Origin of the sequence: Nocardia sp. NPDC058658, assembly GCF_042716665.1 — a bacterium.
Classification (GTDB): domain Bacteria; phylum Actinomycetota; class Actinomycetes; order Mycobacteriales; family Mycobacteriaceae; genus Nocardia.
Genome location: NZ_JBHXRR010000002.1, coordinates 90,379 through 116,678 on the forward strand (window position 1 = coordinate 90,379; position 26,300 = coordinate 116,678).

General features: G+C 68.4%; 25 protein-coding genes. 14 read left to right on the plus strand and 11 right to left on the minus strand.

The window, feature by feature from the left end; translation table 11 throughout:
- Positions 1-151 precede the first annotated feature (151 nt).
- From ACFWUP_RS05710 to ACFWUP_RS05735, 6 genes are all read left to right on the plus strand, one after another.
- Positions 152-529 carry a DUF3499 domain-containing protein gene (locus ACFWUP_RS05710; protein ID WP_084472805.1) on the plus strand — a complete coding sequence of 126 codons (378 nt, stop codon included), beginning with the start codon at positions 152-154 and terminating at the stop codon, positions 527-529.
- Positions 530-581: 52 nt separating this feature from the next.
- Entirely contained in the window at positions 582-1,961 is a 1,380-nt protein-coding gene (locus tag ACFWUP_RS05715; RefSeq protein ID WP_379231139.1) for a phosphomannomutase/phosphoglucomutase, read from the plus strand.
- 136 nt (positions 1,962-2,097) lie between these two features.
- On the plus strand, positions 2,098-3,318 hold the full coding sequence (locus ACFWUP_RS05720) for a tobH protein (RefSeq protein ID WP_379231140.1): 1,221 nt from the start codon (positions 2,098-2,100) through the stop codon (positions 3,316-3,318).
- Positions 3,318-4,538, plus strand: coding sequence for a mannose-6-phosphate isomerase, class I (gene manA / locus ACFWUP_RS05725; protein ID WP_379231142.1), 1,221 nt, complete (start codon positions 3,318-3,320; stop codon positions 4,536-4,538). The genes ACFWUP_RS05720 and manA overlap by 1 nt, the downstream gene beginning before the upstream one ends.
- 85 nt (positions 4,539-4,623) lie before the next feature.
- Entirely contained in the window at positions 4,624-5,538 is a 915-nt protein-coding gene (locus tag ACFWUP_RS05730) for a cation diffusion facilitator family transporter (RefSeq protein ID WP_379231144.1), read from the plus strand.
- A 204-nt stretch (positions 5,539-5,742) separates the two neighbouring features.
- Positions 5,743-6,693, plus strand: coding sequence for a cation diffusion facilitator family transporter (locus ACFWUP_RS05735; RefSeq protein WP_379231146.1), 951 nt, complete (start codon positions 5,743-5,745; stop codon positions 6,691-6,693).
- On the opposite strand, the gene ACFWUP_RS05740 is transcribed toward ACFWUP_RS05735, so the two are convergent.
- Both ACFWUP_RS05740 and ACFWUP_RS05745 read right to left on the minus strand, forming a co-directional pair.
- A complete protein-coding gene (locus ACFWUP_RS05740) occupies positions 6,690-8,159 on the minus strand; it encodes a phytoene desaturase family protein (RefSeq protein WP_379231148.1) in 1,470 nt (489 codons plus the stop codon). The genes ACFWUP_RS05735 and ACFWUP_RS05740 overlap by 4 nt on opposite strands.
- 222 nt (positions 8,160-8,381) lie before the next feature.
- The gene (locus tag ACFWUP_RS05745) at positions 8,382-8,954 is read right to left on the minus strand and encodes a TetR/AcrR family transcriptional regulator (protein ID WP_379231150.1); all 573 of its coding nucleotides are present in this window, start codon (positions 8,952-8,954) and stop codon (positions 8,382-8,384) included.
- Between the two features lie 108 nt (positions 8,955-9,062).
- Here ACFWUP_RS05745 and ACFWUP_RS05750 point away from each other — a divergent pair, with 108 nt between their 5' ends.
- Positions 9,063-9,479, plus strand: a complete 417-nt coding sequence (locus ACFWUP_RS05750) for a DUF4267 domain-containing protein (RefSeq protein WP_379231152.1) — start codon at positions 9,063-9,065, stop codon at positions 9,477-9,479.
- A 71-nt stretch (positions 9,480-9,550) separates the two neighbouring features.
- The gene (locus tag ACFWUP_RS05755) at positions 9,551-9,769 is read left to right on the plus strand and encodes a DUF4287 domain-containing protein (RefSeq protein ID WP_379231154.1); all 219 of its coding nucleotides are present in this window, start codon (positions 9,551-9,553) and stop codon (positions 9,767-9,769) included.
- 61 nt (positions 9,770-9,830) lie between these two features.
- On the opposite strand, the gene ACFWUP_RS05760 is transcribed toward ACFWUP_RS05755, so the two are convergent.
- Complete coding sequence (locus ACFWUP_RS05760; RefSeq protein ID WP_379231156.1) at positions 9,831-11,192, minus strand: cation:dicarboxylate symporter family transporter; 1,362 nt, start codon at positions 11,190-11,192, stop codon at positions 9,831-9,833.
- A 96-nt stretch (positions 11,193-11,288) separates the two neighbouring features.
- Between ACFWUP_RS05760 and ACFWUP_RS05765 the strand changes: the two genes are divergently transcribed.
- On the plus strand, positions 11,289-12,842 hold the full coding sequence (locus ACFWUP_RS05765) for an ATP-binding protein (RefSeq protein ID WP_379231158.1): 1,554 nt from the start codon (positions 11,289-11,291) through the stop codon (positions 12,840-12,842).
- Entirely contained in the window at positions 12,839-13,537 is a 699-nt protein-coding gene (locus ACFWUP_RS05770) for a response regulator (RefSeq protein ID WP_379231160.1), read from the plus strand. Before ACFWUP_RS05765 ends, ACFWUP_RS05770 begins: the two co-directional genes overlap by 4 nt.
- An 18-nt stretch (positions 13,538-13,555) precedes the next feature.
- Here the strand turns inward: ACFWUP_RS05770 and ACFWUP_RS05775 are convergent, their stop codons facing one another.
- From ACFWUP_RS05775 to ACFWUP_RS05785, 3 genes are all read right to left on the minus strand, one after another.
- The gene (locus ACFWUP_RS05775) at positions 13,556-14,911 is read right to left on the minus strand and encodes a cytochrome P450 (protein ID WP_379231162.1); all 1,356 of its coding nucleotides are present in this window, start codon (positions 14,909-14,911) and stop codon (positions 13,556-13,558) included.
- A gap of 76 nt (positions 14,912-14,987) precedes the next feature.
- Positions 14,988-15,701 (minus strand): TIGR03089 family protein, encoded by a 714-nt coding sequence (locus ACFWUP_RS05780; protein WP_379231164.1) that lies wholly within the window; start codon positions 15,699-15,701, stop codon positions 14,988-14,990.
- Positions 15,702-15,704: 3 nt separating this feature from the next.
- A complete protein-coding gene (locus tag ACFWUP_RS05785) occupies positions 15,705-17,117 on the minus strand; it encodes an LCP family protein (RefSeq protein ID WP_379231736.1) in 1,413 nt (470 codons plus the stop codon).
- Positions 17,118-17,333: 216 nt separating this feature from the next.
- Between ACFWUP_RS05785 and rfbD the strand changes: the two genes are divergently transcribed.
- The 3 genes from rfbD to ACFWUP_RS05800 are packed head-to-tail and all read left to right on the plus strand — an operon-like array spanning position 17,334 to position 20,211.
- Complete coding sequence (rfbD, locus tag ACFWUP_RS05790; RefSeq protein ID WP_379231166.1) at positions 17,334-18,185, plus strand: dTDP-4-dehydrorhamnose reductase; 852 nt, start codon at positions 17,334-17,336, stop codon at positions 18,183-18,185.
- A gap of 11 nt (positions 18,186-18,196) precedes the next feature.
- Positions 18,197-19,096: a glycosyltransferase family 2 protein gene (locus ACFWUP_RS05795; protein WP_379231168.1), complete on the plus strand. Its 900-nt coding sequence runs from the start codon at positions 18,197-18,199 to the stop codon at positions 19,094-19,096.
- Between the two features lie 35 nt (positions 19,097-19,131).
- Positions 19,132-20,211, plus strand: a complete 1,080-nt coding sequence (locus ACFWUP_RS05800; RefSeq protein ID WP_379231170.1) for a sugar phosphate nucleotidyltransferase — start codon at positions 19,132-19,134, stop codon at positions 20,209-20,211.
- 99 nt (positions 20,212-20,310) lie between these two features.
- Here the strand turns inward: ACFWUP_RS05800 and ACFWUP_RS05805 are convergent, their stop codons facing one another.
- The gene (locus ACFWUP_RS05805; protein ID WP_379231172.1) at positions 20,311-21,885 is read right to left on the minus strand and encodes a carboxylesterase/lipase family protein; all 1,575 of its coding nucleotides are present in this window, start codon (positions 21,883-21,885) and stop codon (positions 20,311-20,313) included.
- Between the two features lie 356 nt (positions 21,886-22,241).
- On the opposite strand from ACFWUP_RS05805, the gene ACFWUP_RS05810 reads away from it, so the two are divergent.
- Positions 22,242-22,463: a zinc ribbon domain-containing protein gene (locus tag ACFWUP_RS05810; RefSeq protein ID WP_379231174.1), complete on the plus strand. Its 222-nt coding sequence runs from the start codon at positions 22,242-22,244 to the stop codon at positions 22,461-22,463.
- Between the two features lie 4 nt (positions 22,464-22,467).
- On the opposite strand, the gene ACFWUP_RS05815 is transcribed toward ACFWUP_RS05810, so the two are convergent.
- The 4 genes from ACFWUP_RS05815 to ACFWUP_RS05830 are packed head-to-tail and all read right to left on the minus strand — an operon-like array spanning position 22,468 to position 26,122.
- Positions 22,468-22,743, minus strand: a complete 276-nt coding sequence (locus ACFWUP_RS05815; RefSeq protein ID WP_132369677.1) for a SelT/SelW/SelH family protein — start codon at positions 22,741-22,743, stop codon at positions 22,468-22,470.
- Positions 22,744-22,761: 18 nt separating this feature from the next.
- Entirely contained in the window at positions 22,762-23,160 is a 399-nt protein-coding gene (locus ACFWUP_RS05820; RefSeq protein WP_379231176.1) for a YchJ family protein, read from the minus strand.
- Positions 23,161-23,186: 26 nt separating this feature from the next.
- Entirely contained in the window at positions 23,187-23,585 is a 399-nt protein-coding gene (locus ACFWUP_RS05825) for a hypothetical protein (RefSeq protein ID WP_379231178.1), read from the minus strand.
- A gap of 23 nt (positions 23,586-23,608) precedes the next feature.
- Positions 23,609-26,122, minus strand: a complete 2,514-nt coding sequence (locus ACFWUP_RS05830) for an AAA family ATPase (RefSeq protein WP_379231179.1) — start codon at positions 26,120-26,122, stop codon at positions 23,609-23,611.
- Positions 26,123-26,300: the final 178 nt, after the last annotated feature.

The window sequence follows — 26,300 nt, forward strand, 5'->3', positions numbered from 1 at the left end:
AACGCTGGCGCGACTGTGCCCCTTCGGCGAAACCTCCGCATGCGCTCCGGCCGTGCGCAGTCTGAGGAACGCTGCGCGACTGTGCCCGTTTTAGCGCGTGTCCGTATCCACTTTTGCCGCGTGGAGGGCTAATCTCGACGTCGTGATCCCTATGCGTCGTTGCTGCCGACCAGGCTGCAAGAATCCGGCAGTAGCGACGCTGACTTATGTGTACTCCGACTCGACCGCCGTCGTCGGACCCCTGGCGACCGTCGCCGAACCGCACTCCTGGGATCTCTGCGAAACGCACGCCTGCCGTATCACCGCGCCCAAGGGTTGGGAGCTGGTCCGCCACGAAGGCGGCTTCTCCTCGAGCACGCCCGACGACGACGATCTGACCGCCCTGGCCGAAGCCGTCCGCGAAGCGGGCCTGCGCCGCCGTCCGGCCGCCGAGGCCGATCAGCCGGGCTACCGCGACAACGCCCCCGCCGCCCCGCGCACCGCGCGAACGGGCCGCCGCGGCCACCTCCGGGTCCTGCCCGACCCGTAACTATCCGGCCACGATCCCGGATTGTCAGCCGAGCCCGCTAGGGTACTGAGCTATGACGACCCTCGCGCGCTCTGGCGAACTCGTGAATGCCGTGATCAAGGCTTATGACGTCCGCGGGGTGGTGGGCGAACAGATCGACGAGGCGTTCGTCGGCGATGTCGGCGCCTCCTTCGCTCGCCTGATGCGCGCCGAAGGCGCCACCCGCGTGGTGATCGGCCACGACATGCGCGAGTCCTCCCCCGCGCTCTCCCAAGCTTTCGCCGCGGGCGTGCAGGCCCAGGGCCTGGATGTGGTGCACATCGGCCTCGCCTCCACCGACCAGCTCTACTTCGCCTCCGGCAAGCTCGGCTGTCCCGGCGCCATGTTCACCGCCAGCCACAATCCGGCCAAGTACAACGGCATCAAGCTGTGCCGCGCGAACGCGCTGCCCGTCGGCCAGGACACCGGTCTTGCCACCATCTCCGCCGAGGTCATCGACGGCGTGCCCGCCTACGACGGCACGCCCGGCACCGCGACCAGCACCGATCTGCTCGCCGACTACGCGACCTACCTGCGCGAACTGGTGAATCTCGACGAGATCCGCCCGCTCACCATCGCGGTCGACGCCGGCAACGGCATGGGCGGCCACACCGTGCCCGCCGTACTCGGCACGCTCGGGCCGATCACGATCGTGCCGCTGTACTTCGAACTCGACGGCTCGTTCCCCAACCACGAGGCCAACCCCCTCGACCCGAAGAACCTCGTCGACCTGCAGACGCTCGTGCGTTCCAGCGGCGCCGACATCGGCCTCGCCTTCGACGGCGATGCCGACCGCTGCTTCGTCGTCGACGAGCGCGGCGAGCCGGTCTCCCCCTCGGCGATCACCGCGATCGTGGCGCAGCGCGAGCTGGCCAAGGAGCCGGGCGCGACGGTTATCCACAACCTGATCACCTCGCGCGCGGTGCCCGAACTGGTCGAGGAGCTGGGTGGCAAGCCGGTGCGCACGCGCGTCGGGCACTCGTTCATCAAGCAGGAGATGGCCTCGACCGGCGCGGTGTTCGGCGGCGAGCACTCGGCGCACTACTACTTCCGCGATTTCTGGGGTGCCGACTCGGGCATGCTGGCCGCGCTGCACGTGCTGGCCGCGCTCGGTGAGGGCGAGCGCACGGTCTCGGACCTGATGGCCGCCTACGACGTGTACGCCGCGTCGGGCGAGATCAACTCGACCGTGGCCGATGCCGCCGAACGCACCGCCGCCGTACTGGCCGCGTTCGCCGACCGCACCGAATCGGTGGACCGCATGGACGGTGTCACGGTCGACCTGGGCAACCACGCCTGGTTCAACCTGCGCGCCTCGAATACCGAACCGCTGCTTCGACTCAACGTCGAGGCCGGATCGCAGGCCGAAGTAAACGCACTCGTGACCGAGATCCTGAGCATCGTCCGCGCCTGACTGGGAAGATGAAACCAGTACCCGTGGAATCACAAGCCCGGTATTCGGCGACGGCGGATCACGAGCATTGCCGGAGCCTGACTGGAATAGTGGAGTCACAGACGACACAGCGCGATGAGGGGAGGTGGATTCGGCGATGATCGCTGGAACACCGGTATTCGACCTCGACGACGCCGAGTCGCTGGCGGCAGCCGACACCGGCGGCGCCCTGCGCTCGGCGGCCTCGGGCGGCGCGCAGGTGCGTGCCACCGCGGCCGCGGTCGCGGAAACCTCGCTCATCGAACGGCTCGCCGACCTGCGCCCGCGCAGCTTGGTGCTGGTCACGGGCTCGGGCCGGGCCACGCGCGCGGCCGGACTGCTGGTCGCCACGCTGGGTGACCGGGCCGGGCTGCCGATCGTGCCCGTCACCGCATTGCCGCCGTGGGTCGGCCCGCTGGACGTGGTGCTGGTGGCCGGTGACGACGCGGGCGATCCGCGGCTCATCGATGCTGTCGACCGGGCCATCCGCCGCAGCGCCGAAGTAGTGATCGCGGCCCCCAACGAGGGTCCGCTGCGTGCGGTCGCCGCCGGTCGCGCGATCGTGCTCGAGCCGCGGGTGCCCGTGCTCGATCACAATCGGCTGCTGCGTTTCCTCGCCGTCGGGATCGCGGTGCTGCGTGGGGTCGACGCCCAGCGCAGCGGACCGGTCACGCCCGATCTGACCGCGCTGGCCGACATGCTCGATGCCGAAGCGCTGCGCGATGCCCCGCAGACGGAGGTCTTCCGCAATCCGGCCAAGACCCTCGCGGCCCGGATGCACGGTGTCGGCGTGGTGCTCGCGGGCGACTCGCCTGCCGCTGTCGAACTGGCGGGCCACGGCTGCGAGGTGCTGTTGCAGTCGGCGGGCAGGCTCGCCTCGGCGGCCGATCTGGCCGATGCCGTCGCCTCGATCGGTCGGCTGTCGCAGGCCACCGCCGGAAGCGCGCCGGGCTTCGATCCGCTGTTCCACGACGAGGAACTCGACGGACCGGCCCCGGTCGAGCGGGTGCGGGTACTCGCCATGAGCGTGCATCCCGACCAGGCGGCCGCGCGCCGCAAACTCACTGTCTTCGACGGCGCGGGCGGTGGTCTCATCGACGCCGAGCTGGTGCATGCCGATATCGACGTGCTGCAATCCCAGCTCGCCGACCCGGGTGCCGCACCCGCGATCGAACGAACCGCTGCCGAGTCCGCCGCAGGGGGCGGCCACGGCAGCGAACTCGAGCAGCTGGCCGTGCTCGCGCTGCGACTCGAGATGGCCGCGGCTTATCTTCGACTGACCGGAACGCACGGTAACGCCGCGCCGGAACCGGATCGATACGACGGGGGACGCTACTAGTGCAGGAACTCGTTGGTGCGCTGCGTTCTTACGCATGGGGGTCGCGCACCGCGCTCGCTCAGCTGTGCGGACGGCCGGTGCCATCGGCTCATCCGGAAGCCGAACTCTGGTTCGGCGCGCATCCGGCCGATCCCGCGCACGTGAAAACCGATTCGGGCAAACGCTCGCTGCTCGAGGTTCTCACCGCCGACCCGGTCGCCGAATTAGGTAGGGTGGCCGACACTTTCGGTGCTCGGCTGCCGTTCCTGCTGAAGATCCTTGCCGCCGAGGAACCGTTGTCGCTGCAGGCACACCCGAGTTCGGCGCAGGCGAGCGCCGGTTTCGAACGGGAGAACCGCACCGGGGTCGCACTGGATTCGCCGCTGCGCAACTACCGCGACGACAGCCACAAACCCGAACTCGTTGTCGCACTGGAACGTTTCGAGGCGCTGGCCGGATTCCGCGACCCGCACCGCACCGTCGAGCTGTTACGCGCGCTCGACGTACCGGGTCTCAATATGTACGCCGAACTGCTTGCCGCCCAGCCCGATTCGGCCGGCCTGCGGACGCTGTTCACCACCTGGATCACGCTGCCGCCCGCCGCCCTGTCGAAGTTACTGCCCACGGTGCTGGAGGGGTGCGTGCAGTACCTGTCCGGCAAGGGCGCACGCGAGTTCACCGCGGAGGTGCGTACCGCGCTGGAACTGGCCGAGGTCTACCCCGGCGACGCGGGTGTTCTCGCCGCGCTGTTGCTCAACCGGCTGACCCTCGAACCCGGCCAGGCACTGTTCCTCGCGGCCGGAAATCTGCACGCCTACCTGCGCGGGGTCGGGGTGGAGATCATGGCCAACTCCGACAATGTGTTGCGCGGCGGCCTCACCCCCAAGCACGTCGACGTGCCCGAATTGCTGCGGGTGCTCGACTTCGATCCGATCGACCTGCCGGTGATCGAACCCGAACCCGGCGGCGACGGCGGCATCCGATATCGCACGCCCGCACCGGAATTCGCGCTGTGCCGGTTCGATCTCGGCACCGACGACGAACCGGTGGTGCTCGCCGACGCCGGACCGGGCATCGTGCTGTGCACCGCGGGCACGGTCGAGCTCTCCGAGAACGGGCGCACGCTGATCGTCGAACGTGGCGGTGCGGCCTGGATTTCGGCCTCCGACACCGACATCAAGGCGCGCGCCGTTCGCGGACCCGCGCAGCTTTTCAGCGCCTGCGTCGGGGACAGTGCCTGAAAGCCGCCCGACTGATCACCGTTTCACGCCCGTGTCCTACTAAGCTGTGCCGAGTCGTGTTCAGCGAACAGAAGGGCGGGCCGGCATGTCGGCTGGTGGTGGCAAGAAGGCGATTCTCGCGGCGTTGACCGCCAACGCGGGGATCGCGGTGGCGAAGTTCATCGGCGCGTTCATCACCGGGTCGGCCTCGATGATGGCCGAGGGCGTGCACTCGGTCGCCGACACCTCGAACCAGGGCCTGCTGCTGTTCGGGCAGCGCGCCGCCGCCAAGGACGCCGACGACCTGCACCAGTTCGGGTACGGCCGCAACCGCTACTTCTACTCGTTCGTCGTGGCGCTGGTGCTGTTCACCCTCGGCTCGGTGTTCGCGATCTACGAGGGCATCCACAAGATCCAGCATCCCGAAGAGCTGAGTCAGCCGATGGTCGCGGTCGTGATCCTGGTGATCGCGATCGGGCTGGAGACCTACAGCTTCCTCACCGCGGTGCGCGAATCCCGGCCGCTCAAGGGCAATGCCAGCTGGTGGCAGTTCATCCGCAACTCGCGCAGCCCCGAGCTGCCGGTGGTGCTGCTGGAAGACACCGGCGCGCTGATCGGTCTGGTTCTTGCCCTCGGTGGTGTCGGACTCACCATGGTCACCGACGACCCGATCTTCGACGGTCTCGGCACCCTGTCCATCGGCATCCTGCTCGGCATCATCGCGATCGTGCTGATCATCGAGATGAAGAGCCTGCTCATCGGTGAGGGCGCCACCGCCGACCAGACCCACGCCATCCGCGACGAACTGGTCGACGGCACCAAGATCACCTCGGTCATCCACCTCAAGACCCAGTACATGGGCCCGGAGGAGATGCTGGTGGCCGCCAAGGTCGCCCTGGCGCCGAACCTCGACATCGCCGACGTGGCCGAGGCCATCGACGCGGCAGAGATGCGCGTGCGCGCCGCGGTCCCGACCGCCCGCCTCATCTACTTGGAGCCGGACCTGTACAGAGTCAAATAGCGGCTGGCGCCGCGGTTCTCGGTATCTATTTGCGGCTGGCGCCGCGGTTCTCGGCGCTTAACTCCACCTCTTCCCTCCCTCCGGGTACTCCTTCGTCGCACCCTCCGGTCAGTCCATCGGCGGAGGCGCGCCGAGAACACTGGGTACGCCGACACGGGGCCGGGGTCGGGGGTGTGGCCTCGGAGTTGGCGGTAGCGTTCTGGTATGGCCGAGCAAGGTGGAGACAGCAAGATCGCGATCCTCGCCGCACTCGGTGCGAACGCGGGCATCATGGTCGCGAAGTTCATCGGTGCGTTCATCACCGGGTCGTCGTCGATGCTGGCCGAGGCGGTGCACTCGGTCGCCGACACCGGCAACGAGGCGCTGCTGCTGGTCGGCCACAACCGGGCCGACCAGCCACCGGACACGCTGCACCCGTTCGGGTACTCGCGCAATCGGTACTTCTACTCGTTCGTCGTGGCGCTGGTGCTGTTCACGGTGGGCTCCCTGTTCGCGATCAACGAGGCGATCCACAAGATCCGGTTCCCGGAGGAGATCGAGTCGCCGTGGGTCGCGATCGGGATCCTCGGGGTGTCGATGGTGCTAGAGGGCGCCAGTTTCCGCACCGCGCGCAAGCAGTCGGAGCCGCTGAAGGGCAAGAATTCCTGGTGGCATTTCATCCGCAACACCCGTAATCCCGAACTGCCGGTAGTGCTGCTCGAAGACGCGGGCGCGATCATCGGCCTGATGTTCGCGCTGCTGGGCGTGAGCCTGTCGGTGCTCACCGGCAACGCGGTCTGGGACGGTATCGGCACGCTGCTCATCGGCACCCTGCTCGGCGTGAACGCGATCATCCTGATCGTGGAGACCAAGAGCCTGCTCATCGGTGAAGGTGCGACGGCCAAGGACGACACCGCGATTCGATCCGCGCTGCTCGCCGATCCGCGGATCGAGCGCGTCATCCGGATGCAGACCCAGTACCTCGGCCCCCAGGACCTGTTGATCAACGCCAAGATCGCGCTGCACGCAGGCCTGGACATCACCCAGGTCGCCGAGGCGATCGACGCCGCCGACGATCGCATCCACGCCGCCGTCCCGAACGCCTGCACGATCTACCTCGAGCCCGATGTGTTCAAGCCGGACAAGGTCCACGACGCACCGATGAAGAAGCCCTAGCGGTACGCCGGGGCCTCGCCGCGCAGCAGGTCGAGTGGGTCGGTGACGATGCCGAAACGGTTGCGCAGCAGGTGTTGTGCGGCGTGTAGGCCGGACATGCCGTGCACGCCGGGGCCGGGCGGGGTGGACGACGAACACAGGTAGGTGCCCGGAATCGGAGTGGAGTACGGGTTCCAGCGGGCGAGGGGGCGAAAGACCGTTTGGAGGGTGGTCATCGCGCCAGCGGAGATGTCGCCGCCGATGTAGTTGGCGTTGTGGGCGGGCATGAAGGCCGCTGGGGTCACATGTTTGGCGAGGATCAGGTCGCGGAAGCCCGGGGCGAAGCGTTCGATCTGGTCGATCACCTGTTCGCTGATATCGCGATCGGTGCCGTTGGGAACGTGAGCGTAGGTGTACAGGGTTTGCATACCCTCGGGTGCCCTGGTGTCGTCGACGACACCGGGTTGGATCGTCATCACATACGGCCGATCGGCGAATCTGCCTGCGTTGACGGCGTCTTCGGCGCGCATGGACTCGGCGGCATCACCGATCACGTGCAGGGTGCCCGCCAGTTCGGCGCCGGGTGCGGTCCACGGGACCGGGCCCGACAGCGCGAAGTCGACCTTGCAGGCGGCGTTGCCGTACTGAAAATGCCCGAGACCGTTGCGGTATCGGGTCGGGAGGCGGTTGCCGGCGATGCGAAGGAGTTCGGCGGGTGAGGTGTCGAACAGCACGGCACGGGCATCGGCGAGTTCGGCGAAATCGTCCACCCGATGTCCGGTGATCACTTCCCCACCGAGGCTTTCGATTTCGGCGATCATCGCGTTCGGGATGGCCTGGCTGCCACCGCGCGGGATCACCCAGCCGCCCGCGTGGGCGAGGGTGCCGAGCAGCAGCGCGGCGCCGACGGCAGGGAAAGCGCGCGGGGAGGTGATGGCGTGGGCGGCGACGCCGGTGAACATCGCGGGCGCGACGTCACCGTGAAAACGCTTGTTGGCCAACGGCGATGCCTGGGCGAGCAGGCGTAGCGCGAAGTCGGTGCCTGCGGCTATCCGCAGTGGCGGATGACGCAGGTCGCACATGGCCAGCTCGACCACGTCGCGCCAGCGTTCCACCAGCGGACCGAACATCTCGCGCCAGGCCGGTCCGTCGCGTCCGAGGTCGGCGACGGTGGATTCGAGGTTGCGCCAAGCCAATCCGGCGATCCCGCCGTCGAGGGGATGCGCGTACGAGACGGTCGGGGTGAGCAGTTCGACGCCGTGTACCTCGAGGTCGAACGCGCGAAAGAACGGTGACGCCAAGGCCATCGGATGCGCACCGGCGCAGACGTCATGATGGAATCCGGGCAGCGTCAGCTCGGCCGTGCGCGACCCACCGCCCGCCTGCTCCTGTGCTTCGAGAACTCGCACCGACAGCCCGGCGCGAGCGGCGATCACCGCCGCGGCAAGCCCGTTCGGCCCCGACCCCACTACTACGACTTCCGCCATCGCCGTCCCTTCGCCCTCGGCTGCTCTGCCGACCTGCGTCGTTATCTCCAACTTACGCGGGGCGAGCGCGTGCGCCGATGAGTGTTCACTCACGTGGCGAGCAGCCGCGACGCCGAGGTGCGCTAGGGCGAGGTCGCCCCGATCTGGACTGAAGTGGAGGGTGCGACGAAGGAGTGCCCGGTGGGAGGCCCCAAGGGTGGCCCGCCTCGAGCGCGTCGGCGCTCAATCCGACGCAGCCCCGTCGACGAGTAGGGCGATCCGGCGTTCGCGCAGTTCAGGGCGCAGCCGACCATTGCGTTCGAGGGTGGCGAGGCCGTGCAGGGAGGCCCAGGCGACTTCGGTGCGGGCGCCCAGGTCGTCGCCTTCGGCGTACGGGGTGAACATCGCTTCGAGCCCGGCGAAGGCGTCGCGCAGGGGCTGTGGCGCGTTGAGGCCGAACTCGAGGTCGGTCTTCTGTTCGAAGATCGCGTCGTAGCGGGCCGGGTTCTCGGTGGCGAAGTCGAGGTAGGCGCGGGCGACATTGGCGACCACCTCGGTGTGGGTGGTCGCTGCCTCCCTGGCCCGCTTCAGTTTCTCGGCGAACTCGACACAGCCCTCCAGCGCCACGGCCCCGACGATCGCCGCCTTGTTCGCGAAGTGGCTGTAGAGCACGGGCTGGCTGTACTCGATGCGGTCGGCCAGTTTTCGGATGGTCACCGCGTCCCAGCCGTCCGCTTCGGCCATCTCCCGTGCGGCGTCGATGATCCGCTGGTGCCGTTCGGCACGTTCACGCTCCTTGCGCTGCTGAGTACTCATGCTCGAAATTCTAGCAGTGCTAGACAAGATAGCGAGGACGGGTTACAGTTCTCTCAATACCTAGCGCCGCTAGATTTCAGAGCACAGTGAAAGATTCAGGAGCACACCATGACCACCTCGCGCATCGCCACCGCACTCTCCCTGCTCGGCGGGCTGTTCATCATCTACGTCGGCATCAACTACCTGGTCGTCCCGGTGGCGACGGCCGCAGGCTTCGGCCTCCCGGTGGTGCCTGAGGGCGACGCCGTGGCCTTCCTGAACCTCAAAGGCGTCCGCGACATCGTGAGCGGCCTGGTGATCCTCGGCCTACTCGCCACCAAGCAGCGCTTCGCCCTCGGCGTCGCCATGCTGGCCACCTCCCTCACCCCCTTCGGCGACATGACCACCGTCCTGAGCTGGCACGGCTCCACCGCCACCGCCCTCGGCGTCCACGGTTTCACCGCGGTCCTCGTCGCCCTCGCCGGCATCCTCCTGATCCGCGAACGCCGCGTGAGCTCGACCGAACCCGCCCTCGTCGCGGAATGACCCACCAGCGATGAATTCCCGCCCGCCGCACCGTCTTCACCGATAACGAACACCTGTCGAGGAGAACCACCATGGCGAACGCACCGCACGGACCCGCGTCCTACTTCCCCACCATCGAGACCAAGTACGGGCGCACCGTCGACGAGTGGTTCACCCTGCTCGACGCGGCCGAGCCGACCGGCCACACGGCCCTGGTCACCTGGCTGAAGTACGAACACGGCCTCGGCCACGGCCACGCCACCGCCCTGGTCCAGTTTCACCTCAACCCCGGCAAGTGGGCCAGAATCTAGCCCCCGATGCCCAGCGAAAGGCCCCGCGAATTCGCCTCGCGGGGCCTTTCGACTGTCTGGACTACGCGTCGACGGCTTGCGCCGGAACCGGTTTCGTGATGTCGACGGGCTCGTCGAGTTCGTGGTCGTCGACCATGGTTTCCTCGTCGAACGGCAGTTCGCGGTCGAGGACGCGCTTGGTGCGGTCGGCGTCGACGGTTTTGGTCCAGGTGCCGATGAGGAGGGTGGCGACGGCGTTGCCCGAGAAGTTGGTCAGGGCGCGGGCTTCGGACATGAAGCGGTCGATGCCGACGATCAGGCCGACGCCGTCGAGGAGGTCGGGGCGATGGCTCTGCAGGCCGCCGGCCAGGGTGGCCAGGCCTGCGCCGGTGACGCCCGCGGCGCCCTTGGACGCGATGATCATGAACAGCAGCAGGCCGATCTGTTCGCCGAGGTTGAGCGGCTTGCCCATGGCGTCGGCGATGAAGATCGACGCCATCGTGAGGTAGATGGCGGTGCCGTCGAGGTTGAACGAATAGCCCGTCGGCACAACGACACCCACGGTCGTCTTCTCCACACCCGCGTGCTCCATCTTCGCGATCAGTCGCGGCAGTGCCGATTCCGACGACGAGGTCGCCACGATCAGCAGGTACTCGCGCGACAGGTAGCGGCACAGCTTCAGGATCGACACACCCGAGACCACCCGCAGGATCACGCCGAGCACACCGAACACGAACACCAGGCACGTCAGGTAGAACGCGATCATCAGCGTCGCCAACTGGACCACCGCTGACCAGCCCGTACGGCCGACCACGTTCGCGATCGCGCCGAACGCGCCGATGGGGGCCAGCCACAGGATCATCGACAGGATCCGGAACACCAGCTTCTGGCACAGCGACACCGCGCGCAGAATCGGCGCGCCCGCATCGCCCATCGCCTGCACCGCGAACCCGACCAGCAGCGCGACGAACAGCGCCTGCAGCACGCTGCCCGCGGTCAGCGAGGACACCAGCGTGGTGGGCACGATGTTCTGGATGAAGTCCCACGTGCCGCCCGCACTGTGCGCCTGATCGGCGTATTTCGCACCGGCGCCCGAGGCGGTGACGTTGAGCCCTTCACCGGGATCGATCAGGTTGCCGACGACGAGTCCGATGCCGAGCGCGACCGTCGACATCACCAGGAAATAGCCGATGGCCAGGCCACCCACCTTGCCGACCGTGGCGGCGGCGCGCACCGACCCGATGCCCAGGACTATCGTGCAGAAGATCACCGGCGCGATCATCATCTTGATCAGATTCACGAACAGGGTGCCCAGCGGCGCCAGTGACTGACCGAATTCGGGTGCCACCCGGCCGACAACGACGCCGGCCACGACGGCGACGATCACCGCGATGTACAGCCAGTGGGTATGGTCGCGTTTCCGCGGTGCGGTGGTTGTACTCATGCGCACGAGCATGGGCAAGTACTGTGACTGCCGTCACTTTTGGTGCATAACGTTCAAATCCAGTGCATTACGTTCACAGCAGGTCGGAGGCTAGAGGTGCGACGAGGACGACTGTCGCTCGCGGGACAGGCCTTCGTGTGGCAGCTGGTGGTGCTGGCGCTGCTGATCGCGGTCGGCACGATCCTGGCCGTGCTCGATGCCAAGCGCGACCATGACCTGGCCGCGGAAATGCAGGTCAGAGACGTAGCGATTACCGTGGCGCGCTCACCGTCCACGCTGGCCGCGGTGAACTCGCCCTACCCGAGCGGGCTGCTGCAGCCGACCACCGAGCGGATCAGAGCGGCCACCGGCATGGACTTCATCGTCGTGATGGCGCCCGACCGCACCCGCTACACCCACACCAACCCCGACCTGATCGGCAAGCCGTTCGTCGGCAGCATCGACGGCGCGCTGGCGGGCCAGACCCTGACCGAGACCTTCACCGGCACCCTCGGCCCCTCGATCCGCGCGGTCACCCCGGTCTACGACAACGGCCGGGTGGTCGCGCTGGTGTCGGCGGGGGTCACCCGGGCCAAGATCACCACCCAGGTCGCCACCCAGCTACCGCTGATCCTCGGGGTGGCGGCGGTGGGTCTGGCGCTGGCCGCACTGTCGTCGTTCCTGATCAGCCGCAGGTTGCGCCGCCAGACCCACGGCCTCGCCCCGGACGAGCTGCGCGCGCTCTACGAACACCACGACGCCGTGCTGCACTCCGTGCACGAGGGCCTCGTGGTGTTCGGCGCCCAGGCCGAGGCCGCCGAGGTGGTCAACGACCAGGCGCGCACCCTGCTCGACCTGCCCGACGGGCCGGTGTACCGCCGCGACCTGCCCGTCTCCCTGCAGCAGATGAGCGGGGGCGTGGTCCGCGACGAGACACACGTGACCACCGATCGGATCCTGCTGGTCAACCAGGATCTGGTGAGCTGGGAGGGCCGCGAGATCGGCACCGTGCTCACCATTCGCGATCAGACCGAACTCCGGGCGGTGCTCGGTGAGCTCGACTCGGTGCGTGGCTTCGCCGAATCGCTGCGCGCGCAGGCGCACGAGGCGGCCAACCGGCTACACACGGTCGTCACAATGGTCGAGCTCGGCCGACCCGACGAGGCGGTGGCCTTCGCGACCGCCGAACTGCAGCTCTCGCAGGTGCTGATCGACCGGCTGCTGGCCGCCGTCGGCGACGCGGCGCTGGCCGCGCTGCTGCTCGGCAAGGTCGACCAGGCCGCCGAGCGTGGCGTGAGCCTGGCCATCAGCGAGGACACCGCCCTGGACTCGACCGATCCGCTCTCGGCGCACGAGACCGTGACGCTGGTCGGCAACCTGATCGACAATGCGATCGACGCGGCCGCTGGGACCGTCGACAAGCGCGTCGAGGTGTCGGTGTGTCATCGTGACGGCGCACTGTGGGTCGAGGTGTCCGACAGCGGGCCCGGCATGTCGGCCCAGATGTTCTCGCGAGCCGCCGAACGCGGCTACACCACCAAGTCCGACCACGCGGGCCTCGGCCTCGCCCTGGTGCACCGCCTCGTCGATCGACATCGCGGCACCATCACCACCACGGCCGCACCACACAGCGCGGTCATCGTTCGCATTCCGCTGAAGGAGACACCTTGATCCGCGTGCTGATCGTCGAAGACGAACCGTTGATCGCCCAGGCACATCGGGCCTATCTCGAACGGCTCGACGGTTTCGTCACCGGCGGGGTCGTGCACACCGGGCGCGACGCGCTGCGGGTCGCCGCCGACGCCATCGCCGACGGCAATCCGTTCCACCTGGTGCTGATGGACATCGGGCTGCCCGATATCAGCGGCCTCGATGTGGCCGCCGCCCTCAACGGTTTGCAGCCGCGACCCGATGTCATCGCGATCACCTCCGCGCGCGAGCTGAACATGGTGCGCAGTGCGGTGGCGCACGGTGTGGTGCTGTATCTGCTCAAGCCGTTCACCTTCGCCGCCTTCCGCGAAAAGCTGGAGCGCTACCGCGATTTCGACACGGCGCTGCCCGCTGGCGAGGCGGCGTTGTCGCAGTACGACATCGACCGTGCGCTCGGCGCGCTGCGCACCGCCGACCAGAAGGCGGGTGCGCCCAAAGGCGTTGTGCAGCACACCCTCGAAGAGGTCTCGCGGGCGGTCCGCGCGGCCGAAGCAGGCATCACGGCTACGGATGCCGCTGCCGCCGTTGGTGTTTCGCGCATCACCGCCTGGCGATACTTGGAGAAGCTCGCCGACGACGGGTTGGCCGAACGCCGAGCCGATTACGGTCGTGCCGGTCGCCCGAAGACCCGCTACCGCTGGCGCGCGAGCACCTAGGGAGCGCGAGCAACGAACTCAGGCGGGACGAGAGGCACCCGCCATGTCATCGGGCACCGAGGTTCGCGCGACGGGCCCGAGGTCGACCGGCATGTGTTCGAAACCGTGCAGCGTGAACAGGTTTCGGCGGACCGGCTCGCCGCGTAAGCGCAGGTTCGGGTAGCGGGTGTAGAGCGCGCGCAGGGCGTGTACCGCTTCCATCCTGGCCAGGCTCGCGCCGAGGCAGGCGTGGATGCCGCTACTGAAGGCCACGTGTTCCTTGACGTTCGGGCGGTCGATATCGAAGCGGTGTGGGTCGGGGAAGACGGCCGGGTCGCGGTTGGCTCCGGCCAGCGACAGGATGACCGTGGTCATCGCAGGCAACCGCACCCCCTCGATCTCCACATCCTCGAGTGCCTGACGGGCCGTGTTCTGCACCGGCGGATCGAACCGCAGCGTCTCCTCCACCACGTCGGGCCACCGCTCGGGATCGTCCTGTGCCAAGGCGAGCTGGTCGGGATGGGCCGACAGCGCGGCCACCGCATTGCCGATGAGATTGACGGTCGTCTCGAAACCGGCCCCCATCAGCAGACCAGCACCCGCCTGCAACTCCGGCAGACTCAGGTCACCGGAGCTGACCAGCGTGGACAGGATGTCCTCGCCCGGCGCTCGGCGCAACGTGGCGATGTGGTCGGCGAGGAAACCGTCCATGTCCTCGATCGCGCTCATCGCACCGCGGTAGGACTTCCACGAGGTGCCGATGTCGAGCAGCGGCGTCACCTTGTCGCCCCAGGCGAGGAACCGGTCGCGGTCCTCGGGTGGGAAACCGAGCATCTCGGCGATGATCGCGATCGGCACCCTGGCGGCGAAATCGGTGATCAGATCGACCGAACCGTGGGCGGGCATCGCGTCGAGGAGTTCGGCCGTGACCACCTCCACCCGATCGCGCAGCCTGGCGATGGCGCGCGGGGTGAACGCCGAGGCCACCGGCTTGCGCATCCTGGTGTGCTCGGGCGGGTTGATGACCAACATGGACGGTGGCTCAACAGGATTGGGCGGTACCACCACCCGCTCGGCCAGCTTGCGCCACGGGGCGGGCAGATCATCGCCGAGGGCGGGCCGCACACCGAACCTCGGGTCGCGCAGAATCGCGCGGACCGGCGCGTGGTCGAACGCGGCATAGGCCAGTGGTGTCTTGCGCAATCCGCCGGAATCACGCAGTTCCTCGATCAGCGGGTAGGGGTCGTGCAATCCCCGCTGACCGCTGAGCAACGTCGCGAACGGGTCACCCTTGCGCACCTGCCATCGCAGGATCGCCCGCGGTGCCCCGTGCTCAGCCGACCATCGAACCCAGTACTTCGCGATCATCGCCACCCCTGTCCTCGAGTCGAACACTGACTTCGACAGTACGGGCGGGCTGTGACACACACCACGGTCCAGAGAGGGAGACGCACTCATACCTGAGTAGGAGCTAGCGGCGAACCGTCACCTTCTCGGTGACCACCCGATGTTCGATCCCCGCGGGATCGGGATTGACGACCTGCACCAGCGAAGCCCCCGCGAACAACACCGCGACCAACCCGTCGATCACTTCCGCCACCGTCTCCCACGGCGAACTCGACAACACCCGGTCGCCAGCGGAAAACCCTTGCAGCGCAGCGGATTTCCGGGCAGCGGAGAGAACCTCGTCCACCGAGAGCCCGTCGAGCGCGGCCCGGAAACCACCGGGCAGGAACTGATCACCGTGCACCCGCACCGCGGTCGCGAAGTCGGTGACGCCGACCGGCAGATCACGCACCGGTGTCCCCATCGCGTCCAGCGACAGCACCGCCACCTCACCGACACCGTCGGCGTCGTCGAGCCGGTCGGGGGTGACCAGCGCGAGGTCGGCGTCGGGATCGGGGGTGAGCACCACTTCGGTTCCCGCCCACCAGCAGCCGAGCAGCACCGCGGCGGTCTGCCAGTGCGCGGGCAACAGCACCGCCACCCTGGCGCCGGGGGTGAGCGCGAATTCGTCGCGGATCAGGTTCGCGGTCTTGGCGGCCCAGTTGGCCAACGTCAGACCCGACAGTTCGATCCTGGCTCCGGTGGCGTCGTCGTACCAGGTGACGCGCGGTCCGGCGGGATCGCGTTCGAGAATCGGGTCGAGCAGGGCGTCGGTCAGGGTCGAGTTCGGCTCACGCATGGGTCAATTCACACATTTCGGTCCGTTCTGGCCTGCGTCGATCGGCGGGGCGGGCGGGATGGGCGTCGCGGTCGCCGAGGATGTCGCGTCGAGATCGAACATGCCTGCCGCGGCCGAGCCCGGACCAGAGTAGTCGCTCGCCAGCACCACGCTCACCGAATCCGGCGACAGTGACGCATCCGCGACCACGGTGAGACCGCCGAGTGCCTCGGCGACGGCGGCCGCCTTCGGATCGTCGGAGTCGGCGGCCAGCACGCGGCTCGAGCTCACGCTGCCGCCGGTGTAGTTGCCGACGGTGCCCTCCTTGAAGCCCTTGCCGGTCAGCGCGGTCGACACCTTGCCCGCGAGCCCGGTGGCGCCGCCCGCGTTGAGCACGCTCACCGTCACCGTCGATGGGTCGAGTTTCGGGGTGTCGTCGGTCTTCTCCTCCCCCACCAGCCCGGCGACGAAGCGCTGCACCGTCTTCGGGTCGACCTTGACCACCGATTCCCCCGCCGAGGTCATGCCGTTGAGATCGGTGACGGGAATGGTGTCGAATTCCACCTTGCCGCCGGACAAGTCCTTGAGCTGCTGCAGGAAGGCCAGCACGTCCCAGTCCTCGTCGAGCACCACGGTGCGCCCGACCGCCTCGCTGATCTCACTGAGTTTGCCCGGGTTGGCGAGGGTCTTGGCATTGAGCAGCTGGCCGACCAACTGCGCCATGAACACCTGCTGACGCACGATCCGGTCGATGTCGCCGCGTTCGAGATCGTGGCGCTGGCGCACGAAACTCAATGCCTCCTGGCCGTCGAGGCGCTGGCGTCCGGCCGGGAAGTCCGCGCCCGACATCGGTTCGTCCACCGCCTGATTCAGACACACCTCCACGCCGCCGACCGAGTCGGTGAGCAGGACGAAGCCGAGCAGGCTCACCTCGGCGTAGTGGTCGACCGTGATGCCGGTGAGGGTGGCCACCGACTTGATCAGCGCCTGCCTGCCTGCCTTGGTCGACTCCTTCTCGGCGTCGGCCTCGGACTTGCCGTCGGCGAGCAGTTCGGCGCGTTCGGTCTCCTTGGTCGCGCCGTAGGCGGAGTTGATCTTGGCCTTGCCCTGGCCGCCGATGTCGACGTAGGCATCGCGCGGGATGGAGATGGCGGTGGCCGAGCGGCCGTCGTTGGGGACGCGGACCAGCACGATGGTGTCGGTATTGGTGCCCACCTCGTCGCCGGCGTGCAGCATGGCTTTCTCGGCGCTGGTGAGCGGATTGCCGTGCGCGTCGGTGCGGCTGTCGACGCCGACCAGAAGAATGTCGACGGCGCCGTCGCGCTCACCACCGAGCCCGAGCCCACCGATCCGGTCGATATTGGCGATCAGGTTGTCGACACTGCGCCAGGCGAATCCGGTGAGGCACAGCACAAGCACCGCCGAGATCGCCACCATCAGTTTGGCCGGACCGAAGGTCGCGCTGACCGGCCTTGTCGACTCTCGCACTCGTGCATCCTCTCGACGAACTCCGCGCCCGGTCCGCTATCCCCCCGGCAAACACCGCCTTGCTGTTGACCCGGGCCGGTTCGCGAACACCGGCCATCACAGGCTAACCATTAGTTACCACACTCCGGCCCAACCGCAGGTGCCCCGGCGTGCCAGACTGGCCGCGTGTACGCCGATTTCCCCGCCCCCGCTCACCTGATCGTAACCGGCGCACGTGGGCTGCTGGGGCGACAGATCCTGCGTCTGGCACCCGAGGCGCGTGGCTTCGGGCGAGCCGAACTCGATATCACCGACCGCGCTGCCGTCGATGCCGTCCTCACGCCGGGTGCCGTGGTGATCAACTGCGCGGCCTACACCGCGGTCGACGCCGCCGAAACCGATGTCGAGGCCGCTTACGCCGCCAATGCGACCGGGCCCGCTGTGCTCGCGGCCGCCTGTGTCGACGCAGGTGCGCGGCTGATTCACGTTTCGACCGACTATGTCTTCCCAGGGAATGCGCACACGCCCTACGAGCCGGGCGACCCCACCGGCCCGCACACGGTCTACGGACAGTCCAAGCTCGCCGGTGAGCAGGCCGTGCTCGAACTCGGCGCCCAGGTAGTGCGCACCGCCTGGGTATACGGCGGTGTCGAGGGGGATTTCGTCGCGACCATGCGCAGGCTGGAGGCCGAACGCGACACCGTCACCGTCGTGAACGACCAGCTCGGCTCCCCCACCAGCGCCGCCGACCTGGCCGCCGCGCTGCTGGAACTGAGCACCCGCCCCGATACCCCGCGTGTGCTGCACGCCACCAATTCCGGCACCGCGACCTGGTTCGACCTCGCCGCAGCGGTTTTCGCCGACCTCGGCGCCGACCCGGCGCGGGTACTGCCGTGCGCGTCCACCGAATTCCCCAGACCCGCACCGCGCCCGGCGTATTCGGTGCTGTCCCCGGCGGCCTGGAACGCGGCCGGCCTCACCCCTCTGCGCCCTTGGCGAATCGCACTCACCGACACACTGAGCCGATTGTCCGACTAGGCTCCGCTCTCGTGAACGACGCAGCCGATTCTCCAGCCCCCGCCGGCCTCGCCGTGGTCACGGTGACCTATTCACCGGGTGAGCACCTCGAGCACTTCATCACCACCCTGGCCGACGCGACCAGCGAGAAGCCGCAGGTGATCCTGGCCGACAACGGCTCGACCGACGGCGTCCCCGAACTCGTCGCCGAGGCCAACTCGCACGTCACGCTGCTGCACACCGGCGGCAATATCGGGTACGGCGGCGCCATCAACCGGGCCGTCGCCGAGATCGACCCGTCGATCGAATTCGTCATCCTGGCCAACCCGGACATCCGCTGGGGTGTCGACTCCATCGACAAGATGCTCGAGGCCGCCAAGCGTTGGCCCCGTGCGGGCGCGATCGGACCGATGGTCCGTGAGCCCGACGGCAGCATCTACCCCTCCGCCCGGCAGGTCCCCGGCCTCGCCGACGGTGCAGGCCACGCGATTCTGGGCTCGGTCTGGCCGAAGAACCCCTGGTCGGTGCGCTACCGCCAGGAGAACGAGCAGATCTCCGAGCGGGTGGTCGGCTGGCTGTCCGGCTCCTGCCTGCTGGTGCGCCGGGCTGCGTTCGACACCATCGACGGTTTCGACTCGCGCTACTTCATGTACATGGAGGACGTGGACTTCGGTGACCGCATGGGCAAGGCGGGCTGGCACAATGTGTTCGTCCCGGACGCCGAGGTGACCCACGCCAAGGGCCACGCCGCGGGCAAGCACCCCGAACTGATGCTGCCCGCCCACCACGCCAGCGCCTACCGCTTCCAGGCGGATCGGCATCCGCACTGGTGGCAGGCACCGTTGCGGGGTGCGCTGCGGGCCGGACTTGCGGTTCGCTCCAAGATTGCGGTTCGATCGGCGCTGCGTGAGAAAGCGCGAACCGGCGCCTGAGTGGGCGCCGATTACTTGTGAACAGGGGAAATTCGATGGCAGGCAATGCAGGCACCGACGCGGTCATCCTCGTCGGCGGACAGGGCACGCGGCTGCGGCCGCTCACCCTCTCGGCGCCAAAGCCCATGCTGCCGACGGCCGGGCTGCCGTTCCTGACCCACCTGCTGGCGCGCATCGCCGACGCGGGGATCACCCACGTGGTGCTTGGCACCTCCTTCAAGGCCGAGGTCTTCGAAGAGCACTTCGGTGACGGCTCCGAACTGGGCCTGGAACTGGAGTACGTGACCGAGACCGAGCCGCTGGGCACCGGCGGCGGTATCCGCAATGTGCTGCCCAAGCTGCGCGCGGACAACGTGATGGTGTTCAACGGCGACGTGCTCGGCGGCACCGACCTCGGCGCGATCCTCGACACCCACGAGTCGACCAACGCCGACGTCACCCTGCATCTGGTCCGGGTCAGCGACCCGCGCGCGTTCGGTTGCGTGCCGACCGACGCCGACGGCCGCGTCACCGCGTTCCTGGAGAAGACCCAGGATCCGCCGACCGACCAGATCAACGCGGGTTGCTATGTGTTCCGTCGCGAATACATCGAGAAGATCCCCACGGGTCGTCCGGTGTCGGTGGAACGCGAGGTGTTCCCCGCGCTGCTGGCCGAGGGCGCGCGCGTGCAGGGCCATGTCGATGCCTCCTACTGGCGCGATATGGGCACCCCCGAAGACTTCGTGCGTGGTTCGGCAGACCTGGTCCGTGGCATCGCGCCCTCGCCTGCTCTTCCGGGTCAGCGTGGCGAATCGCTGGTTCATCCCAGTGCCGGGGTGGCACCGGGCGCGCTGCTGATCGGCGGCACGGTGGTCGGCCGCGGTGCCGAGATCGGCGCGGGTGCCCGACTGGACGGTGCGGTGATCTTCGATGGTGCTGTTGTCGAAGCGGGCGCGACGGTCGAACGTTCCATCATCGGCTTCGGTGCTCGGATCGGCCCGCGCGCGCTGGTTCGCGACGGGGTGATCGGTGACGGCGCCGTTGTCGGCGCTCGCTGTGAACTCCTGCGTGGTGCGCGGGTGTGGCCGGGCGTGGAAATCCCCGACGGCGGCATCCGCTTCTCCACCGACGTCTGACACCCACAACGCCGGGCACCGCCGATTCTCTCGGTCGTGGCCCGGCGTTGTGCTGTTCACCTGAGCCCACCAACGAGATCGAACGTGCCCGCGCCGCGGCTAGCTGAAGCCGACGGCCTGGTCGCCCCATGCGGTGTGCAGGTCGGCGTCGGGGTTGTCGACCACGCGGTCGATGGTGTCGATGAGCAGGGTGGTGCGGGCGGCGGGGCGGTAGTGGGGCCAGTGTTTGGAGCCGTCGATGGCGGCGGGGACGCCGTGTTCGGCGAAGGCCAGCCAGCGGCGCTGCATGCGACCGGAGACCGCGACCGAGGCCTTGCGGCCGCCGAGCCAGAAGGTGGGGTCGTGGTTGAAGGTACCGAAATTGCCGAAGACATAAGGTAATTCGGTGGCGTGACCCGCGCCGACCCTTGCCGCTTTCAGCATCGGGGTTGCGTAGTCGAAGCGGTACATCCAGGTCGGCGAATGCTGCGCGTGCCCCTCTGCCACCCAGGCCGCGGGCATCCGGAACGCGGCGTCGGTCGACATCGCCAGTGCCCCACGGGTTTTGGTGAGATCCGGGTAGGCCGAGGTGATCTCGGCGATCCGCTCCGGCGACATCTCCGGGTGCGAGGCGGCGACATCGCGCAGCATCGCGTTCACCGCATCCGGCGTCACCGGCATGATCGGCGAGCGCAACACCCGAAACAGTGACGCCTCATCACGATTGGTGCCGATCAGCAGCGGCACCCGGTGCGAACGCCCCTGCTGGAATCGGTCGATCGGGTAGCCCGGCAACAGATCTCCGTCGACCACCGGCGCCGCGGCGAGGCGGCCGGGTTCCTTGATCGGCACCTCGTCCAGCAGGATGGAGCCGATGTCGACGAGCTGCTCGATCGGCAACTCCAGCAACCGATTCGCCTCGTTCGGCCCGAGCTCCAGGAGTTCCAGATAGCGCCGGGCGACGACCGCGGCCCGTTCCTGCCCGAAAACCGTAGTGGCGGGCGGACTCTGGGCGATCGCCTTGTGGAACAGTCCGGCCGCCGCAGGTGAAGTGAGCAGTGCGGTCACGCATCCCGCGCCCGAGGACTCACCGAACAGCGTCACATTGCCCGGGTCGCCGCCGAACGCGGCGATATTGTCGCGCACCCACGCGAGCGCGGCGACCTGATCGTGCAGGCCGAGGTTCGCGGTGAACTGTTCGCCGAACGAGGACAGGTCGAGAAAGCCGAGCACCCCGAGTCGATAGTTCACCGAGACGACCACCACGTCGCCGGCCTCGGCCAGCTTGCGCCCGTCGTAGATGGTCTGGGCGGCGGTGCCGAGACAGTAGGCGCCGCCGTGCAGCCACACCAGCACCGGTCGCGGGTCGGCGCCGGGTTCGGGGTGCGGCGACCAGACATTGACCCACAGACAGTCCTCGCCCATCTGCAGATCGGAATCCACCGGCACCATCGCGCCCATGGCCTGCGGGGCGATGTAGCCGAACACCACACAGTCACGCACGCCGTCCCAGGACTTCGGTGGTTCGGGCTTGGTGAATCGGGTGGGTCCGGCGGGTGCGGTGGCGTAGGGAATGCTGCGCCACACGGCGACCGGACCGTCCCAGGTTCCGCCGACGAGGCCGTATTCGGTATCCGCGATCGGGTCGGCCTCGCGTGTCCGCGTGGCGGGGTCGAGATCGGGCTGAATGCTCATCGCACACCTCCTAGCCGGCGCGACCGCACGGGTGCCTGTGCATTTGCTCCCGCTGGCCGCAGCACCTGGTGACTTCCTACGAGAGTACGTGCGCACCGGCCCTACAGTCGCTCTACGAGGCATTTCCGCAGGTAACAGTTACTGCGCGGTACAGATGGAAGCAGCGATTCGGCGCGCGGGACGGTGCGAAGTCAGCCGTATTCGGCGGATTGCTACCCCGCTGGGGTTACTACCGGCGGCACGACGCCCCTCGCCCGATTTCCTATCGGTTCGGTTAGCCAGAAATGTGCTGAACGCTTCTAGCCGGACGCGCCCGCCGACACGACGGCAGTCGATCCACTGCTTACACTGGGCCGATGCCGAACTACAGCTTCCGGTGTCGCTCCTGCGGCGACACGTTCGACGTCAACCGGCCGATGGCGCAGTCCTCGGACCCGGCCACGTGCCCTGCCGGCCATGACGACACCGTCAAACTGCTCACCACCTTCGCGGCGGTGGGACGCGGATCCGCTCCCGCACCCTCGCCCGCACCACGCCCGGCCGGTGGCGGTTGCTGCGGTGGTGGCGGCTGCTGCTGAGCCGTCAGTCGCGGCGGTCGACGTGGCCGAGGTCGCGATCGGGTGCGATCCGGTCGCGGACCCGCTGCTTGAGGACGGCGATATCGGGAAAACCGCCGTCCGCCTTGCGTTCCCAGAGCTGTTCGCCGTCGAGGGTGATCCGGAAGATCCCGCCCTGCCCCGGCACCAGCGCCACCTCCCCGAGTTCGGTGGCGAAGGTGGTCAGCAGTTCCTGCGCCATCCAGCTCGCCCGGAGCAGCCAGCGGCATTGGGTGCAGTACTCGATCGCGATACGGGGCACCCGAGCAGTATCCCCGGTTCAGGCCTGGAACGTCCCGTCGAGGTAGACCCACGCCCCGTCGACCCGCACGAAGGTGCTCAGCTCGTGCATGGCGTCGCGCGCGCTGTCGAGTTTGTAGTGGGCGATGAATTCGACCGTGCCGTTGTCGTCGAACGGCCCGCCACGCTGGGTCCCCACGATTTCGAGGAACAGCCACCGCTGATCCGGATCGAGTTCGAGGTCGGCCGGGCGGGTGCTGGGATGCCAGGTGCGCAGCAGGTAGTCCACATCGCCGACGACGTAGGCGGTATAGCGCGACCGCATCAATGTCTCCGCGGTGGGCGCGGCCTTCTCCCCCGCAAGAATCGGCCCGCAGCACCCATCGAACGGCTCGCCCCGACGACACGGACACATCTTCACTTCACCCATGCGGGCCATCCTGCCGGACTCGAAGCGCTACCACCTCACCCGAACGGCTGATTCGCGAGCGGCGCCAGTTCCAGCACCCGCGCCAGCTCGGCCGTCTGGTCCCGCCAGCGCCGCAGGTCGGTGACGCTGGGCGCCATCTCGTAGTCGAGGTGATGCGCCGCGCGCGACAATGCCGCCCACAGCGCCCCTACCTGGCCGGCGGCCTCCGGCCCCGCGTACACCCGCAACGCGAGCAGCTGGGCACGCATCGGACACCGCATCAGCTCGGGCGCCACCTGCGCCCACAGCTGGTCCACCGCCTGTTCCAGGGCCAGTCGCAGAATCCACGCCACGGCCCGCGACCACACCCCACCGGCATCCGAGACCGATCCGTCGAGCAGGTTCTCCGCCGCCTCGAGCCGTGCCGCCACGGACGGTCGCGGGCTGAACTTCACCCGATTCGGCCTGCCGCGCCGATTCACGTTCGCACCACGGCAGGCTCGTGCGCGCGCAGCCAGGTGATGAATCGTTCTGTGTCACTGATCAATTCGCGCATCGGCCGGTCGATCGGCACGTGCGCGCCCGCCGTGGCATCGCGCAGGACGCCGACGAGCCAGCGTCCGCCGACCGCGCTCAGATGCTTGTTCAGGTCGTCCACGCGAGCGCCGACACCCATGATGGCGAGGGTGATCATCGCGCGGGTGGTGTGGGCGTTGCGGACGCGCCGTTCCACTTCCCCGTGCGCGAGCCCCGCGGCGAGGAGTTCCTGGCGTGCCTTCGCCAGGCCTGCCGCTTCGATCGCCGAACGGCAGCAGGTCGCCACGAGTTCGTCGGCGATGGCGGGCGGGAGTTGCGGTGTGCGCAAAAGAGATCGAGCGTCGTCGAGATAGCGGCGCACCGGATCGCCGGTCACCCGCACCTCCACGATCGACCGCTCGCGACGCTGGACTTCGAGCACTGTCGCATCGAGTTGCATGCGGCGCACCGCCTCGGCGAGCCGCTCGTCGTGGGTGAACACCACCACCTGCCGCGAGGCCGCCACCTCGGCGAGCACCCTGGCCAGGCCGTCGACCTTCGCGGGATCCATCGCCTGCACGGGATCGTCGATCATCACGAACCGGAAGGGACTGTGCGCCACCGTGGCTCGCGGTAGGAACAGCGACAGCCCGAGTGCGTGCAGCTCGCCTTGGCTCATCACGCCGAGCGCCGCGCCGTCCACGTCGTCGACGGTGACATCGAGCAGTACCCGCCGCGCCGTGCCCGCGCTGCCCTGCAACCGGATCGCGCCGAGTTCCACATTGCTGTGCTGGCGCAGTGTGCTCCATACCCAGCGGGCCGTGGTCTCCAGTGGCCGCATCCGCTCGCCGCGGATGGTCGCGGTGGCCGCCTTGAGCCAGTCGGCCGCCTTCTTCACCACCCGCAGTTCGCCGGCGTGGTCGGCGACGGCGCGAGCGGGGTCGAGCCAGGCGAGAATGCGCGGGACCAGGGGCGACCAGACCGTATCCAGGCGGTCCAGCTCGATCTGCGTATCTCGTTGCAGTGCGGTGAGTTCCGTCAGGAGGTCGGTGTGAAGTTCGCGCAGTCGATCCGGGAATTGATCGTCGTAGTCGGCTGTCGCGAGCGCGGCCCACTCCGTCCAGAGCTGGCCGACGATGTCGCGCTGTTTACACAACGAGTCCGAGGATCCGTACGAACTATATTGTCCTGCGGGTGAATCCGACGGCTCGACCGGGCGGCCGGTGGCGCCGGAACTGCCTGCGATTGCCGGGCCGAGTTCGATCGGTAGTTCCGCGAGAAGGTCGCGGGCCTCCGTCAGAGCCGCCTCGAACTCCGTGGTTGCCGCCTGCAAGGAGGCGAGTTCCGCGGTGCGGTGGGCGATTTCGGCATCGGCGGCCGCGAGCCAGTCGGTGTCGAGTTCGTCGCGTCCGCATACCGGGCACGGGCACGAACCCGTCGCGGTGACGTGTTCGCGTGCCCGCGTGAGCAATTCGAGAACTCGCAGATCGGCGTCGGTGTCGACGGTCGCGTGGCGCGCTACGTTACGGGCGGCCTCGGCGAGCCGATCTGTGATCGCGGCGACCTGCGCGGCCTCGGGCAGGGTCAGCCGCAGGATCGCGCGTAAACCCTCGGGCCCGTCGATGCCGAGGACCGAACCGGCGACCGCGTTCGCCACCGCGTCGAGATCAGGGTCGGGGTCGCGCAGCAGGTCGGCAACGGCACGGGCACGTTCGTCGTCGGCCTCGGCGAGTTCGACCAGCAGATCGGCGCGCGACTGGCGCGAATCCTTCACGGCGCGCTCGAGTTCGAGCTTGCGCAACCGGATCTGCTCTGCCGCGGCGGCCAAATCGTCGAGGCCGAGCAGGCGGTGCAGCGCGTCGAACAGGTCGCTCGGCTTCCCGTCGACGAGCGCGCCGAGTTCGCTGTAGGACAGGAACGGCCGGTACAGATCGAGCCGTTGCCTGCGGCCGTGCGGGTCGACCGAGACAGCCGGGTCGGAGCCACGCCGTTCGGTCCACCGCGCGTCGACGAGTTCAGCGCTCGGGTCCCAGCTGGTGGCGACCGAGAGTTGCGGCTGCGCGCCCGCGGTGAGCAGTTCGACGTCGATCCGGGCGGTCTCGGGTTCGTGCAGGTTGCGCCACCCTTCCCGCCACGCGGTCGAGCGGCCGTCCCAGCGTCGATTGCCACCGGTCAACGCGAATTCGGCGGCCTCGGCGAAACTCGACTTGCCGCTGCCGTTACGTCCGACCACGAGCGTCAGGCCGGGACCAGGGTTCAATCGCAACGTGGCCGCGGGCCCGATCCCGCGAAAACCCTGAACGGTGATCGACCGCAGAAAAACCCCGGTGTCACCGGAATCCGTTGCGGCCGAGCCACCGTCGACAGCCGTGAGCGCGGCGAGCACACAGCCGGCGACCCGTTCCTCCACAGCCGGGTCGGCGGCGAGCTCGCGCGCGACCACCTCGGCGATCCGATCCGAGCACACTGGCGACATCCCCCTTCGCGTCGGCGCGCAACGCGGCGATCCTGGTGGAAACGCTACCCGATCGCCGGATGTTCGCCCAGGGGATGCGCAGGGCCTCAGCGAATCTGCCCGCGGGAGTGGAATGGCCATCGTGGGACCGCGCGGGACCCTCGATGTCCACCCCTCGCCCACCCCGGCGGGCAGCTCG